General features: G+C 64.6%; 16 protein-coding genes and 1 pseudogene. 4 read left to right on the plus strand and 13 right to left on the minus strand.

The genetic code is table 11. The features are described from left to right. Nucleotides 1-522: 522 nt before the first annotated feature. On the minus strand, nucleotides 523-732 hold the full coding sequence (locus P7D22_RS03425) for a hypothetical protein (protein WP_319932812.1): 210 nt from the start codon (nucleotides 730-732) through the stop codon (nucleotides 523-525). 992 nt (nucleotides 733-1,724) lie between these two features. Here P7D22_RS03425 and P7D22_RS03430 point away from each other — a divergent pair. The 4 genes from P7D22_RS03430 to P7D22_RS03445 are packed head-to-tail and all read left to right on the plus strand — an operon-like array spanning nucleotide 1,725 to nucleotide 3,720. After that, on the plus strand, nucleotides 1,725-1,991 hold the full coding sequence (locus P7D22_RS03430) for a hypothetical protein (RefSeq protein WP_319932813.1): 267 nt from the start codon (nucleotides 1,725-1,727) through the stop codon (nucleotides 1,989-1,991). 3 nt (nucleotides 1,992-1,994) lie between these two features. After that, nucleotides 1,995-2,261: a hypothetical protein gene (locus tag P7D22_RS03435; RefSeq protein ID WP_319932814.1), complete on the plus strand. Its 267-nt coding sequence runs from the start codon at nucleotides 1,995-1,997 to the stop codon at nucleotides 2,259-2,261. 47 nt (nucleotides 2,262-2,308) lie between these two features. Continuing rightward, a complete protein-coding gene (locus tag P7D22_RS03440; RefSeq protein ID WP_319932815.1) occupies nucleotides 2,309-3,037 on the plus strand; it encodes a Crp/Fnr family transcriptional regulator in 729 nt (242 codons plus the stop codon). A gap of 5 nt (nucleotides 3,038-3,042) precedes the next feature. Continuing rightward, nucleotides 3,043-3,720 carry an HWE histidine kinase domain-containing protein gene (locus P7D22_RS03445; RefSeq protein WP_319932816.1) on the plus strand — a complete coding sequence of 226 codons (678 nt, stop codon included), beginning with the start codon at nucleotides 3,043-3,045 and terminating at the stop codon, nucleotides 3,718-3,720. 11 nt (nucleotides 3,721-3,731) lie between these two features. On the opposite strand, the gene P7D22_RS03450 is transcribed toward P7D22_RS03445, so the two are convergent. The 12 genes and pseudogenes from P7D22_RS03450 to P7D22_RS03505 form a co-directional block, all read right to left on the minus strand. Beyond that, nucleotides 3,732-4,103 (minus strand): response regulator, encoded by a 372-nt coding sequence (locus P7D22_RS03450; protein ID WP_319932817.1) that lies wholly within the window; start codon nucleotides 4,101-4,103, stop codon nucleotides 3,732-3,734. Between the two features lie 94 nt (nucleotides 4,104-4,197). Beyond that, nucleotides 4,198-4,590, minus strand: a complete 393-nt coding sequence (locus tag P7D22_RS03455) for a response regulator (protein ID WP_319932818.1) — start codon at nucleotides 4,588-4,590, stop codon at nucleotides 4,198-4,200. Then, complete coding sequence (locus P7D22_RS03460; protein WP_319932819.1) at nucleotides 4,587-8,099, minus strand: PAS domain-containing protein; 3,513 nt, start codon at nucleotides 8,097-8,099, stop codon at nucleotides 4,587-4,589. The genes P7D22_RS03455 and P7D22_RS03460 overlap by 4 nt, the downstream gene beginning before the upstream one ends. Before the next feature lie 85 nt (nucleotides 8,100-8,184). After that, a pseudogene (locus P7D22_RS03465) lies at nucleotides 8,185-8,925 on the minus strand (chemotaxis protein CheB); the annotation flags it as partial. 305 nt (nucleotides 8,926-9,230) lie between these two features. After that, nucleotides 9,231-10,004, minus strand: coding sequence for an SDR family oxidoreductase (locus P7D22_RS03470; RefSeq protein ID WP_319932820.1), 774 nt, complete (start codon nucleotides 10,002-10,004; stop codon nucleotides 9,231-9,233). A gap of 62 nt (nucleotides 10,005-10,066) precedes the next feature. Further along, nucleotides 10,067-11,071 (minus strand): substrate-binding domain-containing protein, encoded by a 1,005-nt coding sequence (locus P7D22_RS03475; protein ID WP_319932821.1) that lies wholly within the window; start codon nucleotides 11,069-11,071, stop codon nucleotides 10,067-10,069. Nucleotides 11,072-11,159: 88 nt separating this feature from the next. Then, nucleotides 11,160-12,164, minus strand: coding sequence for an ABC transporter permease (locus P7D22_RS03480; RefSeq protein WP_319932822.1), 1,005 nt, complete (start codon nucleotides 12,162-12,164; stop codon nucleotides 11,160-11,162). Nucleotides 12,165-12,203: 39 nt separating this feature from the next. After that, the gene (locus tag P7D22_RS03485) at nucleotides 12,204-13,694 is read right to left on the minus strand and encodes a sugar ABC transporter ATP-binding protein (RefSeq protein WP_319932823.1); all 1,491 of its coding nucleotides are present in this window, start codon (nucleotides 13,692-13,694) and stop codon (nucleotides 12,204-12,206) included. Further along, nucleotides 13,691-14,383 (minus strand): dihydroxyacetone kinase subunit DhaL, encoded by a 693-nt coding sequence (gene dhaL, locus P7D22_RS03490; protein WP_319932824.1) that lies wholly within the window; start codon nucleotides 14,381-14,383, stop codon nucleotides 13,691-13,693. The genes P7D22_RS03485 and dhaL (P7D22_RS03490) overlap by 4 nt, the downstream gene beginning before the upstream one ends. Beyond that, nucleotides 14,380-16,476 (minus strand): bifunctional sugar-binding transcriptional regulator/dihydroxyacetone kinase subunit DhaK, encoded by a 2,097-nt coding sequence (locus P7D22_RS03495; protein ID WP_319932825.1) that lies wholly within the window; start codon nucleotides 16,474-16,476, stop codon nucleotides 14,380-14,382. Before P7D22_RS03495 ends, dhaL (P7D22_RS03490) begins: the two co-directional genes overlap by 4 nt. Before the next feature lie 64 nt (nucleotides 16,477-16,540). Continuing rightward, a complete protein-coding gene (gene dhaL, locus P7D22_RS03500; RefSeq protein ID WP_319932826.1) occupies nucleotides 16,541-17,185 on the minus strand; it encodes a dihydroxyacetone kinase subunit DhaL in 645 nt (214 codons plus the stop codon). 29 nt (nucleotides 17,186-17,214) lie between these two features. Continuing rightward, a complete protein-coding gene (locus tag P7D22_RS03505) occupies nucleotides 17,215-18,207 on the minus strand; it encodes a dihydroxyacetone kinase subunit DhaK (protein WP_319932827.1) in 993 nt (330 codons plus the stop codon). Between the last annotated feature and the right edge of the window lie 342 nt (nucleotides 18,208-18,549).

Below are 18,549 nucleotides of genomic sequence, written 5' to 3' on the forward strand. Positions count from 1 at the left end.
GCTCGTCAGGCTCATAACCTGAAGGCCGCAGGTTCAAATCCTGCCCCCGCAACCAAAGATCAAGAAGCCCCCGTGCCGTGAGGCTCGAGGGCTTCTTTGCTTTGAGCGCTAAGGTGAGCTGAGCGAGCGCCGCTCCACCGAACCCGCCCCGCTCAGAATGTTGAAAAGCCCTTTGCATCACGCCTGAAAAGACGTTGTGACTGGTGACTGATTGCTCGGTCGAGAGTCTGAACCGGCCTGGTTCAGCGCATCTATGTCCTCCGGATTGGCGAGCGGGGCAGGGGGGCGATGTCTTCATAAAGGCTGTTTGGAAATCTCGACCTGGGGCGATGGGCGTGTTTTACGCTTTGCATGGCCGCCGCCGAAAGCCGTGACCAAATTGCCGAAATCGCAAAATAGGCATTTTACCAGTTCAACGTTCCGTCAGTGCTGCGCTCGCCTGCACTGTTGCCGACAGAACATTCCGAGCTTTTTTAAAGGTCAGGACGCGTCGAGAATAGCGCGGATCTGTTGATCCGAAGTTCAGGTCAACGAGGACGCCTTACGCTTCAAATGGCCAGAGGCCATGAGGAACCCCATGGCGATATCCTGGATTTCGCCCATGGTGAGACTTTCGGGTTTAGCTAAAGCGCGGACGCCGACGGCCCGGACCTCTTGAAGATGGATCAGCCACGCGTCTTCGGACTGGTTTGAACGCTGACCAAGAAGATGCCCGTCGAAATTGTCGTTCATCGCAAAGCCCCCTGCTAAGTAACAGCACGGTGGCAGCGTTGTTTGTAGCCTGCACTCACATAGGCGATATTCTGCCGGTTTGTCGGGGGTGCGGCGCACTCTGCGCCGCGCAAAGCTGGCGCGCGATCCTGAGCAGCATCCGTATGACCGATCAGGGGTGTGCCGCTCCTTTCTGTTCGGGACGACCTCGATCCCGCCGGTAGATCTCGCTCGCGTCCGCCATGGAGTCCAAGGCAGTCGAACGCGCCAAAGGTCCGTCATAACAACCGATGGAATTCGCGTTTGCGGATGGCCGGAAGCCAAATCGCCCAGCTTAAAATATGCCCGCTCTGTCATAGGCAAGCGTGCCACGACCATGTTCACGGTAATCTACGCGCTTGAAGGAACATCTCTTTGGATCCCTCATGCTGCGACGGCTTGTTTTCACAGTGATGATCATTGCGCTTGCGTCAACGATCGCGGTTTCGTGGCGACCTCTTCGTCTGCACGCGGTCATCGGTCAGACCCACGGTTTGCCATCTCTGCCTCATCTGGAGTGGCGGGCTTCGTTGAAGGCTACGGTGAGGATCGTCGGGTGGACCGGCGCTTGCGTGCTGGTCTGGGCGGCCGTCATTCTGGCTTGATCAGCAGGGTGTTCAATCCTTGCAGGCAAGCTGCGCAACCCCCGAAGCGAACCGGATCGAGAGGGCGTTATGGCGAAAGACCGTCGATGGCACCCAGAATAATGCAAGTTTCGGCGCTCGCTTTATCTGATGTTATTGCAACCACGAGGCTGAAACGGGTATTCCATGCTCGTTGTCAACACAGATATTAAGCACCTTCATATCACAAGCACCTTATCGTCTGCAGATGGAAGGCTCATCTTCTCTGAAGGTGGGCCTTTTTCATGATTTGAACGTTGAGCATAAATCATCCTGTTCTAACCTGGGTAAGTGAACAGGCTCGAGAGTTGATCTTATCCATGATCGTCGGCATCATGGAGCTTCGTTGAAATGACGATATCTCAGCCTACATCCATCTTCGCACCTGAGACTGTGGCGGCGATCAACCGTGCTTATGACAAGGCCATCGGCATCGTGGGCGCCGCAGCCGAACAAACCGACCTTCGCCTCGCCGTTGCAGACCATGTGATGTGCCTGGCCCGCAAGGGCGAAAACGACGAACGCCGCTTGTGCCGCCTGGCTGTCCTGGCCGTCCTGGGACGGTTTCCGGACGACGCCCAAGACGGAGCGGATCTCCACGTGAACGATGGCCGGTGACGCGTGCAAGCCCCCTCGATCCGCCTGGACCCGTCGTCCGAAACACCGCTTTCCACCGAGGATCTGGTCATTCTGCAGGAAGCCTGCGGCCCCGTTGAACTGCTGAAGTTTCCTCCAGTGCAGAAGATCCAAGGCCTGCGCCGACAAGGCTACATCACCATCGTCCTGGGTGGCGTTCAGATCACGCCCCTTGGCCTCGAACGCTTGCTGCGCGAGCGCATGCGCATGCGAATAGCGTCCCGGAAAGGAACAGCATGTAGCATAGGTTAGTGTATGGGCGGAGACAGCACCCTAGTCTGCCATCGGGGGGGATTTGCTTGTCAAACTTCGTTTTTCGGAAATTCCAGAGTCTCGGCAATTTCTCGGCTGACGACGAGGCACGGCTGAATGCATCGATGCAGAGGGTCGAACGAATTCGGCCGCACACGGATCTGGTCCAGGAAGGCGTTCATGCACGCTACCTCAACATCGTTCTCGAGGGCTGGGCCTGTCGTTATAAGCATCTGGAGGACGGTCGCCGACAGATCATCGCCCTCTTCGTCCCCGGCGACATGTGCGATCCCTGCGTGTTCACGCTCGACGCCATGAGCCACATCATCGGGACTTTGACGCCCGTCACCCTGGGCCGCATCGCCGAGAAGGACATGTTGGAGATCACGCGGACGAGCCCGAGCCTTTCCAAGGCATTCTGGCTCGAGATGCTGGTCAGCGCTGAAATCCAGCGTGAATGGACCGTCAATCTCGGGCGGCGTACGGCGCTCGAACGTCTGGCCCACCTGTTTTGCGAGCTGCTGCTTCGCATGCGGGCTGTCGGGCTCACCAAGGGATGCGAGTGCGATCTGCCGATTACGCAGGCGGATCTCGGCGATGTGCTTGGCCTGTCTCCGGTTCATGTCAATCGGACCTTGCAGGAAATCCGGGCAATGGGGTTGGTGGAAGTTCGGGGCAAACGCCTCGTCGTTCACGACGAACCTGCCCTGCAAGCTCTTGGCTTGTTCAATCCCAACTACCTGCACCTGCTCCCTTCCCCGTCCCAAAAAGGCTAGCGACGATGTCAGACGCCGATCAGGCCGATCAGGCCGGTCAAATCGGCCAACTCCAGGCCGACAACATGAGGTTGCGCCGCCTGCTCAATGAAAGGGGAGCGCCGAGCACGCTGCGTCATCAGGTGCGCAACGCGCTTGGTTTGATGCGCGCCATCATGCGCCGCTCGGCGACCGGAAAAACGTCGGTCGCTGATTTCGTCGCTCATCTCGAAGGCCGGTTCGACGCCTTGTTGCGCGTTCAAACAGGGCTGCTGTCGAGCCCCGACGGGCAAGCCGACCTTGCGATGATCGTGGCGGACGAGTTTCTCGTCCAGGCGATCCAGGAAGGCGAACGGGCCACGGTTCAAGGGCCTGCCGTCCGGATCGAGCCGAAACAGGCAGAACTTCTCGGCCTCGTGCTGCACGAGCTCACGACGAACGCGATCAAGTTCGGAGCCTTGACCGCTCCCGGTGGTCACATCGATGTGTCATGGACGTTGACGACGGAACCCGAGCGTAGTCTCACCCTCGTATGGGCCGAAACCGGGCAACAAAGAGCTGAGCCGTCGCAAGCGTTCCGGGGGTTCGGCATGGAAGTGATCGAAGGCATGCTGCCTTACCAGCTCAAGGCTGAAACCGCGCTCGAGTTTTTGACGGAAGGCGTCCGGTGCACCATCGCGATGCCGCTCCCGTTTCCGACGTAAGGCCGGCGCGCTCAAGGCGTCAGGGCTGTCGTCAAGGCGGCGTGGAGCGCCTGCATGTTGGTCGGCTTTTCACATCGCGCGATCTGCGGGTAACGCTCGTCGAGAGCGCCATCCCCATAGCCGGTGGTGAACACGAACGGGATGCCACGGCTCAACAAGGCTTCGGCAACGGGAAACGACATCTCGCCACCCAGGTTCAGATTTAAAATAGCAGCGTCGACCCGCGGCTCCGATGCGAGAAGCGTGAGTGCCTGTTCGACAGAAGGGGCGGGACCGAGTACGCGTGCTCCAGCGGCCAGGAATTCATCCTTCAATTCGAAGGCAAGAAAATACTCATCCTCGACAATGAAAACGAGACGGCCTTTCAGGGTGCTGAACATCATGTCTGAAGCCCTCGGTCGCAATGCACTCAATGAAACATCCTTGGGACAGTTTGACGATCCTTCCATTTACGGCAAGGCTGCATGAATCTGGCGATCAGCCGCGCGTCACGTCGGTGATGACCTTGGCGAGGGTGCGGGCGAGGTCCTGTCCCGTTGCCGGCTTCTCGCAGCGTGGCAGGCCCGCATAGGCGGCCGGAATCGCGCTCGTATCATAGCCCGTCGCGAGAACCAGCGGGACAGCGCGCGCCTGAAGCGCGTCGACCACCGGCCAGATCGCCTCATTCGACAGGTTGACGTCCAGCAGTGCGCCGTCGATCCGGTTCTCCATGGTAAGCAGTCGTATGGCGTCCTTCAGGCGCGAAACAGGCCCGAGGATCGTCGCGCCGACGTCCGACAACGCATCGACGATCTCCTGCGCGATCATGTACTCGTCTTCCGCCACCAGGATACGACGACCATGCAGGTCCGTCGATGCCAGTTCGCTCATGCAAATTCCTCCGACACAGGACTCCTAAATGCGCTGCTGGGTAGGATCACCTGGCATCTCACACCATCGGGCGTGAATTCCAAAGCCGTCTCGGCGTGCAACTGGTAGGGGAGCGCCTGGGTGATCAATTCAGTGCCATAGCCGCGGCGTTCGGGCAGGCCTTCCGGCATGACGACCCCCGTCTCGTGCCAGTCGATGACCAAGCGCCGGCCATCGTCGCGGTCGTCCAATTGCCACGTGACGGACAGCCGGCCGGCCGGTTGAGCGATGGCGCCGTATTTCACGGCATTGGTGGCCAGTTCGTGCAGCGCGAGGGCAACCGCCTGGACGCTTTCCCCAGGCAGAACCACAGCAGGTCCGCCCACCACGACCTTGTCGGCCGCGCCGTCGCCAGTCGCGTGGAGTTCTGCCGCCACAACATCGGCCAAGGGCACCGCATAGGCGGTCGATCGCGACAGGAAGCCCTGCACCCGGCCAAGAGCCGCGAGGCGGGCGTCATATTCGTCCCGGCCGGCCGACGCGTCGATGGAGCGACGGGCGACGTTACGCACCACCGCCAGGAGGTTGCGGGTCCGGTGCTGCAATTCTCCCACCAGCACGTGCTGCTGGCCCTGCAGGCGCTTCAGGTCTTCAATATCCGTCGTGGTGCCCAGCCATTCGATGATGGGTCCAGCGGTCTCGTTCGGCTTGGGAGTCGCACGCACCGGCACCGAGCGGGTTTGATGCCAGCGCCAGGTCCCATCGCTTGCCCGCCGCACCCGGAATTCCGTATTCAAGCGGCCGTGCGGGTCTGCATCCTGCCAGGCCATCTCGGTCACGGCATGGTCGTCTGGATGCACCACGGCAAGCCAGCCAAGGCCGTGGCTTTCCTTTTGGGTCTGCCCGGTGTAGTCGAGCCACTGCGGGCTGGCCCAGGTCCATCGCCCTTGGGCGCAGGATCGCCAGATCAACTGCGGCACCCCCTCGATCAAGGTGCGCAGCCGGCCCTCGCTGTCCCGTAGCGCCGCCTCGACCCGCTTGAGCTCGGTCACGTCATGACCGACGCCGCCGATCTGCCGCACCTGCCCGTCAGGGTCGCGCATGGGGAAATCGGTGTTGCGAAGCCACCGCACCTCCCCATCGAGCGGACGCCTGATCCGATATTCGAAAGTGACGTGTCCGCCCTCTCGCACCTGCTCGATGCTCTTGACGGCATAGGCCCTGTCCTCCGGCAGGATCAGGTCAACCCAGTTCCGATAGTTGTCGCCAGACAGGGCCTCGACCCGACTCAAGCCATAGATCGTCTCGAAGGCCGGCGTGAGATAGGTCCACTGCAGCGTATCCGCGTCGCGGATCCAGAGTACGTCCTGCGACGCCTCTCCGAATTGGCGCAAGCGCTCCTCGCTCTCGCGCAAGGCATCTTCGGCGTGTTTGCGCCCCGTTACCTCCGAGGCCGAGCCGAACCACTCGACGATGTTGCCGGCGTCGTCGAACACCGGGATGGCGCGCGAAAGCGTCCAACCTAGCGCGCCCCCCACGCTTCGCACCCGGTGCTCCAACTCGAAGACGGCCTTTGCGTCTATGGCCGCCTGGACGGCGTAGCGCACCCGAGCATGGTCGTCTTCGGGAATATAACGCAACAGCCAGCTCTCGTCGGGGCTATTGGTGTCGGGCAAGAAGCCGCCGCCCACCAGTTCACGCATCTCGTCCCAATTCGGACTCATGCGATACAACACCTGGGAGCTGGCCCGCACCAGCGCGCGCAGTTGCTCTTCCGAGCGGATCAGCGCCTGTTCGGCCTCGCGCCGCGCCGTGATGTCGACAAAACTGACGACAGTGCCGTCGATGCGATCCTCGATCGTGCGATAGGGCCGCAGGCGCACCACGTACCATCGCCCGTTCTTGCTGCGAACCTCCGTCTCGATCGGGCTCAGGTCGCTCAGCACCCGGCGCGCGTCATCCTCGATCCCGTCATATTCGAGGCGGTGGGTGAAGTCCGTCACGACACGACCGATATCCGCCCTGGTGACATTGAACAACTCCGCGATCGGCGGCGTGAACATCTTGATGCGCAGGTCGCCATCAAGGAACAGCGTTCCGATATCGGTGGACGTGGTCAGGTTCTGCAGGTCGCTGTGAGCGACCGAGATGCTCGATAGCTTGCTTTTCATCTCGGCGTTGACGGTGTGCAGTTCCTCGTTGATCGACTGAAGCTCTTCCTTCGAGGTTTCCAGCTCTTCCGCGGTCGAGCGGTATTCCTCGTTGGTGGATTGCAGCTCCTCGTTGGTGGCCCGCAGGTCCTGTACCGTGGCTTCGTGCCCGCCGCGACTGGCCACCAGGGCTTCCTGCATGGCCTTGAGTTCGGTGAGCAGGCGCTGGACTTCGCCGGGCTGGGTGTCGGCCGCGGCCTGGTAGGCTTCGGCGTCCGGGACGCTGCCCCCATCGAGGAAGAACACCAACGCCTGCGCACCCATGTGTTCCTGAACCGGCACGGGCATCACATGCATGGACACCCGGCGCCGCTCGCCGTCCAGCACCGCGATGGTCGGATGGGTCAGGGTAGGTTCTTGGGCTTCGAGCGCCCGCACCAGGGCCAGGCGGAGATCCAGGCGCAGTTCCGGGCGCACCATGGACGGCAACAGGTTCGGGATCGGCCCGGCAGGAAGCAGGATGAAGCGCCCGACGCTTGGCGACAGATGGACGACCTTCTGCTCATCGTCGACAAGCGCGCTCGCCGGCGCCGTCCGCTCCAATGCTGCGACATGCGTGGCGGCCGGCAGGCCCGTCCGCTCGACCGGAACCCGGGTCGGCAGGCTGGTGCCGATATAGCGCTCGGGAGCCGCGAATTGCGGCAGCACCGGCAGCGTCTGCACCGCATGCGGGCGGGCCCCGTAGATGCGGGCTTCCCGGTCCAGCGGCATGAACAAATCCGTCGCCACGTCGGCCGTTTCGGCCGAGCCGAGGAACAGGTAACGACCGGGCTTCAGGCCATAGTGGAAGATGGAGCATAGCTGCTGCTGCAGCGAGCGTTCCAGGTAGATCAGCAGGTTGCGACAGCTGACGAGATCCAGCCGGAGGAACGGCGGCTCCTTGATCACGCTATGGGTGGCGAACAACACGCTTTCGCGCAGTTCCTTGCGAACCCGGTAATGCGTGCCCTCGTCGATGAAGAAACGGGCGAGGCGCTCCTCGGACACGTCGTTTTCGATGGTGCGGAGATAGCGCCCTTCGCGGGCCGTCGCGAGGGCGCCTTCATCGAGGTCGGTCGCGAAGATCTGCACCTGGGGGTGCAGCTTGCGCCGCGCCGCTTCTTCGTGGAACAGGATGGCGAGGCTGTAGGCTTCTTCGCCCGTGGCGCATCCCACCACCCAGGCCCGGACACCTTCTTCCCGCTCGGGGTCGAGATCGTCGAAGATCGCGTTGACGGCCCGCCGTTCCATGGCCGCGTAGGCGGGGGCGTCGCGGAAGAAGCTCGTGACCGAGATCAGCAGATCGGAAAAGAGCTCCTTTGCCTCCTCCGGCGTGGTCATCAGGTAATCCGCATAGGCGTCGAGCGTCTGTGCGGCACACCTGCATGCGCCGCACCACGCGTCGCATTACCGTAGCGCGCTTGTAGCCGGAAAAATCGTGGCCGGTGCGGGCCCGCAGGAACGCCACGATGCGCCGGAGGTCGTTGGCGCCCCCGTCCATGTCGAGCGAGCGGACCGCTTCCTTGCTATGCGCCACCTCGGCCAGCCGCTCGGCCAGGCGCGCCAGCGGCGCCACGAAATCGGCGACGCCCGACGCGATGGCGTTTTGCGGCATGGAGGGAAAGTCGGCCTCGGCCGGCTCCTGCACCATAATGACGCCGCCGGCTTCCTTGACGGCACGGACGCCCGCGGCGCCATCCGCACCGGCGCCCGACAGGACCATGGCGATGCCGTCACCCCGGGCGGCCGCGATGGAGCGGAAGAACATGTCGATCGGCGCTCGATGGCCGCGCGGTTCGGTAAAGGCGCGGGACGTGACGCTGTCGCCCTCGATCACCAGTTCGCGATCAGGCGGAATGACGTAGACGCAGTTGGGCCGCAGGGTCGGCCCGTCGTCGACCCGCAAAACCGGCATGCGGGTGCAGACCGACAGGATCTCGGTCAGCGCACTGGGCTGATCGGGCGAAAGGTGGATAATGACCACATAGGCGAGCCCAAGGGTGCTCGGAAGCTGACGCAGCAACCCCTGCAAGGCCGTGACGCCGCCCGCCGAAGCGCCAATGGCGCAAACGGGCACGAACGTCTTCTTCGTCATGGTGTGGAGGCTGTCGTCGCTCACAAGCAGCCACCCGCGTTTGAGTACGCGGCCGTTGACGGTGCGCCGCATGCGGCAGTATCGGCCAAGCCTGTCACGATCGGATCGTCCCTAGTGAAGCCTCCGCACGCTAGACCATCGGCAGCCGATGTCGCGAAGTTTCGCCATCAAGGATCCCCGGTTCTGCTTCCCTTGCAAAGGACAGCATCAGGCGATCACGACATGCACCATCTCAGGAGCGTGGGCCAGCAAGTCGCAATGGAGATGGACCGCGCAGTGTTGGGATCCCACCGCTCCGGTTGCCTGCGAGCGCTGCAGCGAGGCTGGCACACCATCGACGATCGAAGCGCCGAGCACGACGACCGCCGCGATTGCGATCAAACGATGGTGTAGCCACCGTCGACCAGGAGATCGGCGCCGTTGATCATGGCGGCGGCGTCCGACGCGAGGAATACAGCGGCTGCAGCGATCTCTTCCGGATAAGCGAAGCGACCGGACGGGATGCGCTTCTTGGCGGCTTCGCCCTTTTCGCCACTCCAGGCTTGGCGGCCGAGATCGGTCAGGACCACGGTGGGCGAGATGGTGTTGACCGTGATCTTGTGACGACCCCATTCGGCGGCAAGCGTCTTCGACAAGCCGATGACGCCGAATTTCGACGCGCAATAGGCGGCGTGATCCTCGATCGCCACGGTGCCGGCCTGCGACGCGAGATTGATGATGCGCCCGCCTCGCCCGGCCGCGATCATCATACGACCAACGGCCTGGGATACGAGGAAGCTGCCCTTCAGGTTGATGGCGATCGTCCGGTCCCAGGCATCCACGCCAAGATCCTCGGCAGGCGCCAGGGCTACGATGCCGGCACTGTTGACCGCAACATCGACGGACCCGAAGGCCTCCGCCACCGCGGCCACCGCTGTCTTGACCGACTGCGCATCGGACACGTCGCACCGGAAAGCCTTGGCGCCCTGGCCGAGGCTCGCGGCCCTGGTTTCGGCCGCCTCGACCTGGATGTCGAGCAAGGCAAGCGTGGCACCCTTGGCCGCAAAGGCGGAGGCGATGGCCCATCCGATGCCCGACGAGGCGCCGGTCACCAGGGCGACCTTGCCGGCCATGCCGAAGTTGAGATCGAGGGGTGGGAGTTCGTCGCTCATGCGGATCGTCCTTGCTGCCTTTCATGTGGGGCTGGGGCGGCCAGCGCCGCCCCAGCCGATGATCAAAGCTTCGTGCGGGCTTCGAGCAGTTGGTCGGCGTTGCCGGTCGTCACAGGCGTCCAGGGCACCAGGTAGTTCTTGGCCGTACCGTCGGCCCAGCCCATCGAGGGGTATTGCTTCCAGATCGGCGACTGCGGCTGGTAGTCGGGCTTCACCGCCTTGATGGCGATGTCGAGCGAGCCTTGCGCCTGAGCATTGGCGTCCTGCAGGATGGACGCCATGTCGCCCGTCTTCACAGCGTTGATGGCGTCCGTCACGCCGTCGATGCCCGCGATGGCGAAGTCCTTGTCGTTGAGGCCCGCCGCCTTGATGGCCTCGATGGCGCCGAGTGCCATCTCGTCGTTCTGGCCGATGACGCCGTTGATCTGGCCCTTGTGCGAAACAAGCCAGTTCTCCATCAGCTTCTGGGCTTCGGCGCGCGACCAGTTGGCGGTCTGCATCTCAAGCACTTTCACATCCGGACACGCCTTGAGGGCCTTCTGGTTGCCTTCGAGGCGCTGGATCTGGCCGGACTGGCCGATGGGGCCTTCGATGATCACGACATTGCCCTTGCAGCCGATCTTGTCGAGCACAGCCTTGCCTTCGAGCTCGCCCGCCTCGACATCGTTCGATCCGACATAGGCCGTGAGCAGGTCGGAATTGACGCGGGCGTTGGAACCGACCACTGGGATCTTGGCGTCATGGGCCGCCTGCACGGCCGCGGCGCCCGCCTCGACGTCCATCGGCACGAAGATGATGGCATCGTATTTCTGCGTAATCATCGTGTTGAACTGTTCCTGCTGGACCAGTGCATCGTAGCGACCATCGAACACCGTGACCTCGACCTCGCCGCTCTTGACGGCCGGATGCTGCTTCAGCGCCGAAGTCCAGATCTGCATGAATTCGGCATTGAGGCCGTAGACCGTGGCGCCGATCTTCAACTTCGGCGCCGCCGAGGCCGGCGCCGCCGAGGCCGGAGCCGCAAAGGCCGCGGTGCTCATCGCAAGCGCGATCAATAGCTTCTTCATCGTGTGTCCTCCCTCGAGGGTTATCGACCGCATCGCCTGATGGGTCGCCGTTCAGCCGACTTTGTTGCCGACCGCAGCCACGGAGCGTTCAGGCCCCTTGGTTTCTTTTTTGATCCAGCATGACGGCGCCGACGATCAGCGCGCCCTTGAGGATCTGTTGGTAGTAGGACTCGATCCCCAAGAGATCGAGGCCGTTGTTCATCACGCCGATGATCAGCGCGCCGATCAGGGTGCCGGTGACGCGGCCGACGCCGCCCGAAAGGCTTGTGCCGCCGATGACTACGGCCGCAATGGCGTCGAGCTCATAGGCGATGCCGGCCTGCGGCAGTGCCGACCCGGTCCGGGCCGACAGGATCATGCCTGCCAAGCCGGCCAGCGCGCCCGAGATGACGTAGACAGCGAAGCGGATCCGCACGACGTTGATGCCGGACGTTACCGCCGCATGGGGGTTGCCGCCCACGGCGTAGATGTAGCGGCCGAACCGCGTGCGGGTGAGCACGAACCAGGACACGGCGAACACGAAGAGGAGGATGACAACCGGCAGCGGAATGCCGAACAGGTTGCCGGTGCCGATCCATCGGAATGCCGGCGTCAGGCTCGGGACCGGTCGGCCGCCCCCGTAGATCAGGGTCAGCCCGCGCGCGGCCGACAGCATGCCGAGTGTCGCCACAAAGGCCGGTACCGCGAAGCGCGACACGATCACGCCGATGATGGCGCCGCTGGCGACGCCGACCCCGATGCCGATCGCGAGCGCCACGACCATCGGATAAGGCCCGCCCGGCACGGTGGCCGAGGCCGAGGCCGTGACGAAGCTTGCGCTGACGATGCCCGCGAGGGCCGCGACCGAGCCCACTGACAGGTCGATGCCGCGGGTCAGGATGACAAAGGTCATGCCGATCGCCAGGACGCCGTTGATCGACGTCTGCAGCAGGATGTTCGAGATGTTGCCCGGCGTCAGGAAGAACTGGTTCGATGCCGCCAACACTGCGACCAGGATCACGAACGCGATGAAGATGCCGTATTCCTGGATCAACAGGCGGCGTCGGTCCGATCCGAACCAGCCCTGTGTCGATTTTTTGGTGGTATCAGACACGCGCACTCACTCCCGTTGCGCCCCGAAGCTCGACGACGGTCAGGTGGACAGATGGACGAGCGACGCCGCATTGGCGTCGCGACGATCGAGCGTGGCAACGGAGCGGCCGCTGCGCATGACCATGATGCGGTCCGACAGGCCGAGCACCTCGTCGATCTCCGACGAAATCATCACCACGGTGCCGCCCGCGGCCGCGAAATCGCAGATGATGCGGTAGATCTCGCGTTTCGCCCCGACATCGACGCCGCGGGTCGGCTCGTCAAGCAGCAGCACGCGGGGGTTGCGCAGGAACCACTTGCCCAACACGACCTTCTGTTGATTGCCGCCCGAAAGCCCGGACACCGACATGCGGTCCCGCGCGGCCTTGATGCCGAAGCGCTCGATCATCGCCTGGCTCGCGGCTTCCTCCGTGGCGCCTCGCATCACGAAGGCGGGGCTCATCTCGGGCAGGCTCGCCAACGCGATATTGGCGCGAACCGAGTCCGACAGGTTGAGGCCCGTCTTCTTGCGATCCTCGGTGACGAGCGCCAGGCCTTCGGCCATGGCGTCAGCGGGCTTGGCGATCCGGGTCGGAGCGCCATCGAGCAGGATCTGTCCCGACGCCTTTGGGTCGAGGCCGAACAGGCCATCGAAGATCTCCGTCCGGCCAGAGCCCATCAGGCCATAGATGCCGAAGATCTCGCCCTTCCGCACCTCGAACGAGATGTCGTCGATCCGACCGGGGCTGGTCAGGCCTCTGACCTCCAGCCCCACGGCTTCGGTCGGCGCATTGGTCTTGATGTATTCTTCGCCGAGGTCGCGCCCGACGATCATCTTGATGAGGCCCTGCCGGTCGACGTCCGCCAGGGCGCCGTCGCCCACGTAGGCGCCGTCACGGAACACCGTATAGCTGTCGGCAATCTGAAATATTTCGGACAACCGATGCGACACGTAGACGATGCCGCGGCCTTGGCTTTTCAGGCGCCCGATCGCCGCGAACAGGTGCTGGGCCTCCCGTTCGCCGAGCGCCGAGGTCGGCTCGTCCATGAAGATGACTTCGGCGTCGTGGCTCAGTGCCTTGGCGATCTCGACGAGCTGCATTTCGGCGACCGACAGGGTCGCCATGGTCTGGGTGGCGCGGATGTCGAATGCGAGCGTGTCGAGAAGCGCCTGCGCGGCCTTGTTCATGGCTCGGAAGTCGATGCCTCCGAAGCGCCCGGCGTGTTCGCGTCCGAGATAGATGTTTTCCGCCACCGTCATATGCGGGACGGGGCTGAGCTCCTGCTCGATGATGGCGATCCCGGAAGCCAGCGCCTCGGCCGGGTTCGCGAAGTCGACCTCCACGCCACGCCGCCAGATCGTGCCGCCGTCACGCTTGCGGATGCCCATCAGGATGGACAGGAAGGTCGACTTGCCGGCGCCGTTGCCGCCGCAAAGCGCATGCACCGACCCTGGGGCGAGCGCGAAGCGGCCGTCCCGGAGCGCGACGACGCCGCCATAGGATTTGCGCAATCCTTCGACGCGCAGGAGGGGTTCAGTCGCGGTCGTCATGCTGCCCCGAACTCCGTTCGCATGGCTTCGATGATGATGGCGGCCGATGCCGCGCCGGGGTCGAGATGGCCGAGGGAGCGCTGGCCGAGGCGAGCCGCGCGACCCCGGGCCGCCACCATGGATCGCGTACCCTCGGCGCCTGCCGACGCGGCCTCCGCGACCCTGGCCCAGAAGGCCGGCCGATCCGCGCCAGCCCGCAAGGCCGCCTCACCCGCATCCGCGGCCGGCAACCAGACGTCCAGCATGGTCTTGTCGCCACGCTGCCCCTTGCCCCGGCGCTGAATGCCCGATCCGATTGCGGCCAGCATGGCGGCTTGCGCCGCGGCGTCGAACCGGATGCAGCCTTCGAGCGAACGGGCCGCGCTTCCGAGACCCGCCGCATAGAGCGGGCCCGTCGAGGCGCCGACCGCGTCGAGGAAAGCCGCGGCCGCGCTGTCGAAGACGTCCGATGGGGTGGCTTGAGCTGGGTCGAGGCGGCGCAGCGCCACGATGACGGCCCGGAACCCGAGCGCCATGGTGATGCCGTGATCGGCGTCACCGATGGCGCCGTCGAGGACTCCGAGCCTGTCCTTCTCGTGCTCTACCGCCTCAGCGATCCGGCCGAACAGGCGGATCAGCCCCGCCGCCGCGCCCGATGGCAGCGACCCATTGCGCTCGGGCGGCCTCTGTGCTTGTGCGGGCCCCATCATGGCGAACCCGTCCCGGTCCGCCAGGCGGGCGTATCGCAGGGATGCTGCAGGAGGCCGGCCAGTTCATCGTCGAGATGCAGCAGCGAGATCGACGCGCCGGCCATGTCGAGCGCTGTGCAATAAGACCCGACGAGGCTCGCCGCGACATCGATGTTCTTCACCGTCAGCCGCTGCGACACCCGGCGGAACAGCAGGTAGAGCTCCATCAGCGGCGTCGCTCCGAAGCCGTTGACCAGCACCGCCACGCGGTCGCCCCGCGCGGCTACCATCTCGGCCAGGATTGGGTCCATCATCGCATCGACGGTCTGATCCGCGGTACCGATCGATTGTCGGACGATGCCGGGTTCGCCATGGATGCCGACGCCCATCTCCATCTCGTCAGGTCCGATGGTGAAATTGTAGCGCCGCGTATGCGGCATCGCGCAGGGCTCGAGCGCGACCCCCACCGAGAAGGTGCGGGCATTGGCCTTGCGGGCGAGCGCCTCGCAGCGCTCGAGCGGCAAGCCAAGATCGCAGGCCGCGCCGGCGATCTTGAATACAAAGACGTTGCCCGCCGTGCCGCGCCGGCCCTGGCGATCCTCGATCGGCGAGGAAGCGACGTCGTCGGTCGTCACCACGGTGCGGACCTCGATGCCATCGGCGGCAATACGATCGGCCGCCATCTCGAAATTCATGATGTCGCCGGCATAATTTCCATGGACCAGCAGCACGCCCGCACCGCCCGACGCCGCATGGGCGGCACACACGATCGGGTCTGGCGGCGGCGATGAGAACACATTGCCGACCGCGACCGCATCGGCCATGCCGTGACCGACATAGCCCAGGAAACAGGGTTCGTGCCCCGCACCACCCCCGATCACCAGCCCGACCTTGCCGGTGCGTGGCCCCTTGATGGCCCGGAAGGCCCGGCGCGTCCCCTTGATCGCCGTCAGGTGAGTGCGGTGCGCCGCGATCGCGCCGTCCAGCATCTCGTCGACGACGTCATCCGGGTCGTTGAGGAACTTCTTGGCCAGAAGTCTCGGCCCTGCCGCAGGGGCCTCAGCCGGCAAACGCGTCACCGAAGACCGCCCGGTAATCCGCGCAGCGCCATCGGCGTTGAGGATGCCCTGACCCGTGGCGGCATCGGTGACCAGGACGTTGACGAGCCGGCCGCGCAGCGCCGCCAAGATTGCAGGCACCTTGTCGAAGCCGCCCGCGACCGCGATGCGCCGGTCTATCGATTGGAGGTCCGGCAATTCGAGGCCGATCATGCGCTCGTCGAGCGGGCCCGTCACCGGCCGGCCTTGGGCATCGATGAAGCGCCCCGCCACGACTCCGACGGCGTTGCGCGCAAGATAATTCGTCAGCGACACCGCATCGAAGAAGCCGCTGGCATGCAGCGTCGATTCGGGTCGCAACGACGACACGCCCAGCACGGCGCGACTGGCCTGCCGCAACTGCGTCAGCTGCTGCTTCACCAGAGGCTCGTCGATCAGCAGGCGGCGGACGGCGGCATCGGCCACGATAGCCGGGGCGGCAATCGGCACCATGCGCCCGTGAAGAGCCTCGGCGAGCGCCGTCGCGCAGCGCTCGGGCGTGTAGGGTACATCCGCCGCCATGCCTCCGGTGGCCTGCACCACGGTGACGTCTTGCAGGCCGCTGACGCGCAGGTGCTTGGCAACCGACAGCACAGTGCGGCCCCAAACGGCGGCCACGACGTCTCCCGACCGCACCATGCGGGCCAACACCTGCGCGCCGGCCGCGCCGAGCCGCTCGATGGCGGGGCGCGCCGCACCGTCGTCTGGGATGATAAAGCAGTCGTGTAGACCGAAATGCCGCTTCAACTCTTCGGCGACCGAGAGCGCCGCCAAGCGCTTGGGGTCGAGCGAAATATTGACGATGCCGCGCTCGCGCGCTTCCGCCAGATAGCTGTTCACCGTGGCTCGCGAAATGCCCATGACATCGGCGATCTCGCCCTGGGTCAGCCGGTCCTCATAATAAAGCCAACAGGCCCACACGAACGGGTCGTCGCCGAAACGGAGCGGGACGTCGGGCGATGGCCCGGAGGCTGCCCCTAGGGCAGGTCTGCCTTTGCGCAGCGCGGCCACGCTCATGCGACGCGCATCACGCCGCGTAGCCGGCAGGCGCCGGGACCGAGTCCGCTGGGGACGGCGACGTTCAGGACGCGAGCTTCGCGGTAGCACCCTCGGCGAGGGTGCTCAGGATGAGCGCACAGGAGGTCGCACCCGCATCGAGCACGCCGCGCGAGCGTTCCCCGAGCCGGCTGGCGCGGCCGAGCTTGGCCACGAGGTCCACCGTGCTGTCGCGGCCTTCGTCGGCCGCTTTCGTCAGTGCCGAAAGCGCCACCGCGAAGGAAGCGCCGGACGCGACGGCCGCATCGAAGGCCTGGATCGCGGGGACCAGCGCATCGAGCAGGGTCTTGTCGCCGACCTTGGCGCCGCCGATGGCCTGAACCTCGCCGAGCCCGGCATGGAGCATGCGACTGAAGGTGTTTGCATCGATGGTGCCGTCGCCCTTCAGTGCCTCGGCGAAGCCCGTGAACATTACGCCATAGAGCGGCCCCATGGAGCCGCCGATCTCGCCCATCAGCACGGTGCCGAGCGCGTCGAGCGCCTCGGACAGGCTGGGGGTGCCGCCCCGCAGGCGGTCGGCTGCCATGCCGAAGCCCTTGGCCATGTTCACGCCGTGGTCGCCGTCGCCGATCTTGCCGTCGATTTCGCTGAGATAAGCCTTGTTGGCGATGATCCGGTCCGCCATGGCGAGCACCAGGTCGCCGGCCCCCGCGTCGCTGAAGTGTTGCATGGGCTTCTCCACTTCTGGAAGCGCGTCGATCAGAACGGGGCCGGGCAACGGACGGGGACGTCGAGCAACGTCTTGAATTCGTCGTCGAGTGCCATCACGGTCAGGGTCGCCCCGACCATTTCGAGCGAGGTGAAGTAATTGCCAACGAACGTCCGGTGCACCGTCAAGCCGCGTGCCGCGATTTCCGCTGCGACTGTGTCGTTGAGGATGTAGAGCTCGTTGAGTGGCGTGGCCCCGAGCCCCGACAGCAACACCGCGACCTCCCGGCCGGCGGGAAGATCATGGTCGTCGAGCACGATCTTGCACATGTCGCGCGCGACCTCGGCCGCGGTCTTCAGCGCCTCGACCCGGATGCCCGGCTCGCCGTGATGCCCGATGCCGACCTCCATGGTGCCGGCCTCGATAGCGAAGTTCGGATGGCCCACGGCCGGCAGCGTGCAGGGACCCAGGCCGACGCCGATCGAACGGCAGTTGTCGATGGCCTTCTGGGCCGTGGCGCGGACGGCCTCGAGGTCGGCGCCAGCGGCCGCCTTGGCGCTTCCGCACTTCCACATGAAAATCTCGCCCGCAACGCCGCGACGCTTTTCGCGCTCGTCGGGTCCGGCCGAACAAACGTCGTCGTTGGCCACCACGGTGGCGACCGTGATGCCGTCCTTGGCGGCCAGCCGCGTGGCCATCTTCACGTTCATGTTGTCGCCCGCATAGTTGCCATAAAGGCAGACCACGCCCGCGCCACCGTCCGCAGCCTTGAAGGCATCATGGAAGCTCTTGGCGGTTGGCGAGGAGAACAATTCACCGACCGCAACGGCGTCGAGCATGTTGTGCCCCACGTAGCCGATAAATGCCGGCTCGTGGCCCGATCCGCCGCCCGTCACCACGCCCACCTTGCCGGCGACGGGCGCTTGCGTCGCGATCACGACGCGCGGGTTGTCGCCGAGCCGGATGAGGTCGCCATGGGCTTTGGCGAAGCCGCTGACGGTGTCTTCCACCACACGGTCAGGGTCATTGATGAAGCGCTGCATTCGCTTGCTTGATCCTCGTCACATCCCTGGCCGTTCCGCATCGTGGCGGGAGCCATCCTGCCGGTCTGGCGCCAACTCCCCGCTCCGGGTGAGGGCATCTTGACCAAATAGTTCGCAGGAAACGCTACTTGGCTATCTAGCGATCCGACATTTGTCGATTGATCACCAGCATATGTCAATAGACCTGGCTATTGGGGAGCCGGTGGAGTTCCGCCCGGTGCAAGGATCGGCGGGTATCGAAAACCCTGGCCGAAACAGGCGCATGGTCGGGCTCGCTCGCTTGATCAACCGCTTGTCCATTCGGGTCGCCGTTCGCCCTTCTGGGAGGGAGCACGTTCCGAG

This window comes from Lichenihabitans sp. Uapishka_5, from assembly GCF_033947565.1.
Lineage (GTDB): Bacteria > Pseudomonadota > Alphaproteobacteria > Rhizobiales > Beijerinckiaceae > Lichenihabitans.

Excerpts from the sequence above, each read along its gene's own strand:
- P7D22_RS03425 (WP_319932812.1), bottom strand. The coding sequence starts at position 732 with ATGAACGACAATTTCGACGGGCATCTTCTTGGTCAGCGTTCAAACCAG.
- P7D22_RS03430 (WP_319932813.1), top strand. The coding sequence starts at position 1,725 with ATGACGATATCTCAGCCTACATCCATCTTCGCACCTGAGACTGTGGCG.
- P7D22_RS03445 (WP_319932816.1), top strand. The coding sequence starts at position 3,043 with ATGTCAGACGCCGATCAGGCCGATCAGGCCGGTCAAATCGGCCAACTC.
- P7D22_RS03450 (WP_319932817.1), bottom strand. The coding sequence starts at position 4,103 with ATGATGTTCAGCACCCTGAAAGGCCGTCTCGTTTTCATTGTCGAGGAT.
- P7D22_RS03455 (WP_319932818.1), bottom strand. The coding sequence starts at position 4,590 with ATGAGCGAACTGGCATCGACGGACCTGCATGGTCGTCGTATCCTGGTG.
- P7D22_RS03460 (WP_319932819.1), bottom strand. The coding sequence starts at position 8,099 with ATGACCACGCCGGAGGAGGCAAAGGAGCTCTTTTCCGATCTGCTGATC.
- P7D22_RS03470 (WP_319932820.1), bottom strand. The coding sequence starts at position 10,004 with ATGAGCGACGAACTCCCACCCCTCGATCTCAACTTCGGCATGGCCGGC.
- P7D22_RS03475 (WP_319932821.1), bottom strand. The coding sequence starts at position 11,071 with ATGAAGAAGCTATTGATCGCGCTTGCGATGAGCACCGCGGCCTTTGCG.
- P7D22_RS03485 (WP_319932823.1), bottom strand. The coding sequence starts at position 13,694 with ATGACGACCGCGACTGAACCCCTCCTGCGCGTCGAAGGATTGCGCAAA.
- dhaL (WP_319932824.1), bottom strand. The coding sequence starts at position 14,383 with ATGATGGGGCCCGCACAAGCACAGAGGCCGCCCGAGCGCAATGGGTCG.
- P7D22_RS03495 (WP_319932825.1), bottom strand. The coding sequence starts at position 16,476 with ATGAGCGTGGCCGCGCTGCGCAAAGGCAGACCTGCCCTAGGGGCAGCC.
- dhaL (WP_319932826.1), bottom strand. The coding sequence starts at position 17,185 with ATGCAACACTTCAGCGACGCGGGGGCCGGCGACCTGGTGCTCGCCATG.
- P7D22_RS03505 (WP_319932827.1), bottom strand. The coding sequence starts at position 18,207 with ATGCAGCGCTTCATCAATGACCCTGACCGTGTGGTGGAAGACACCGTC.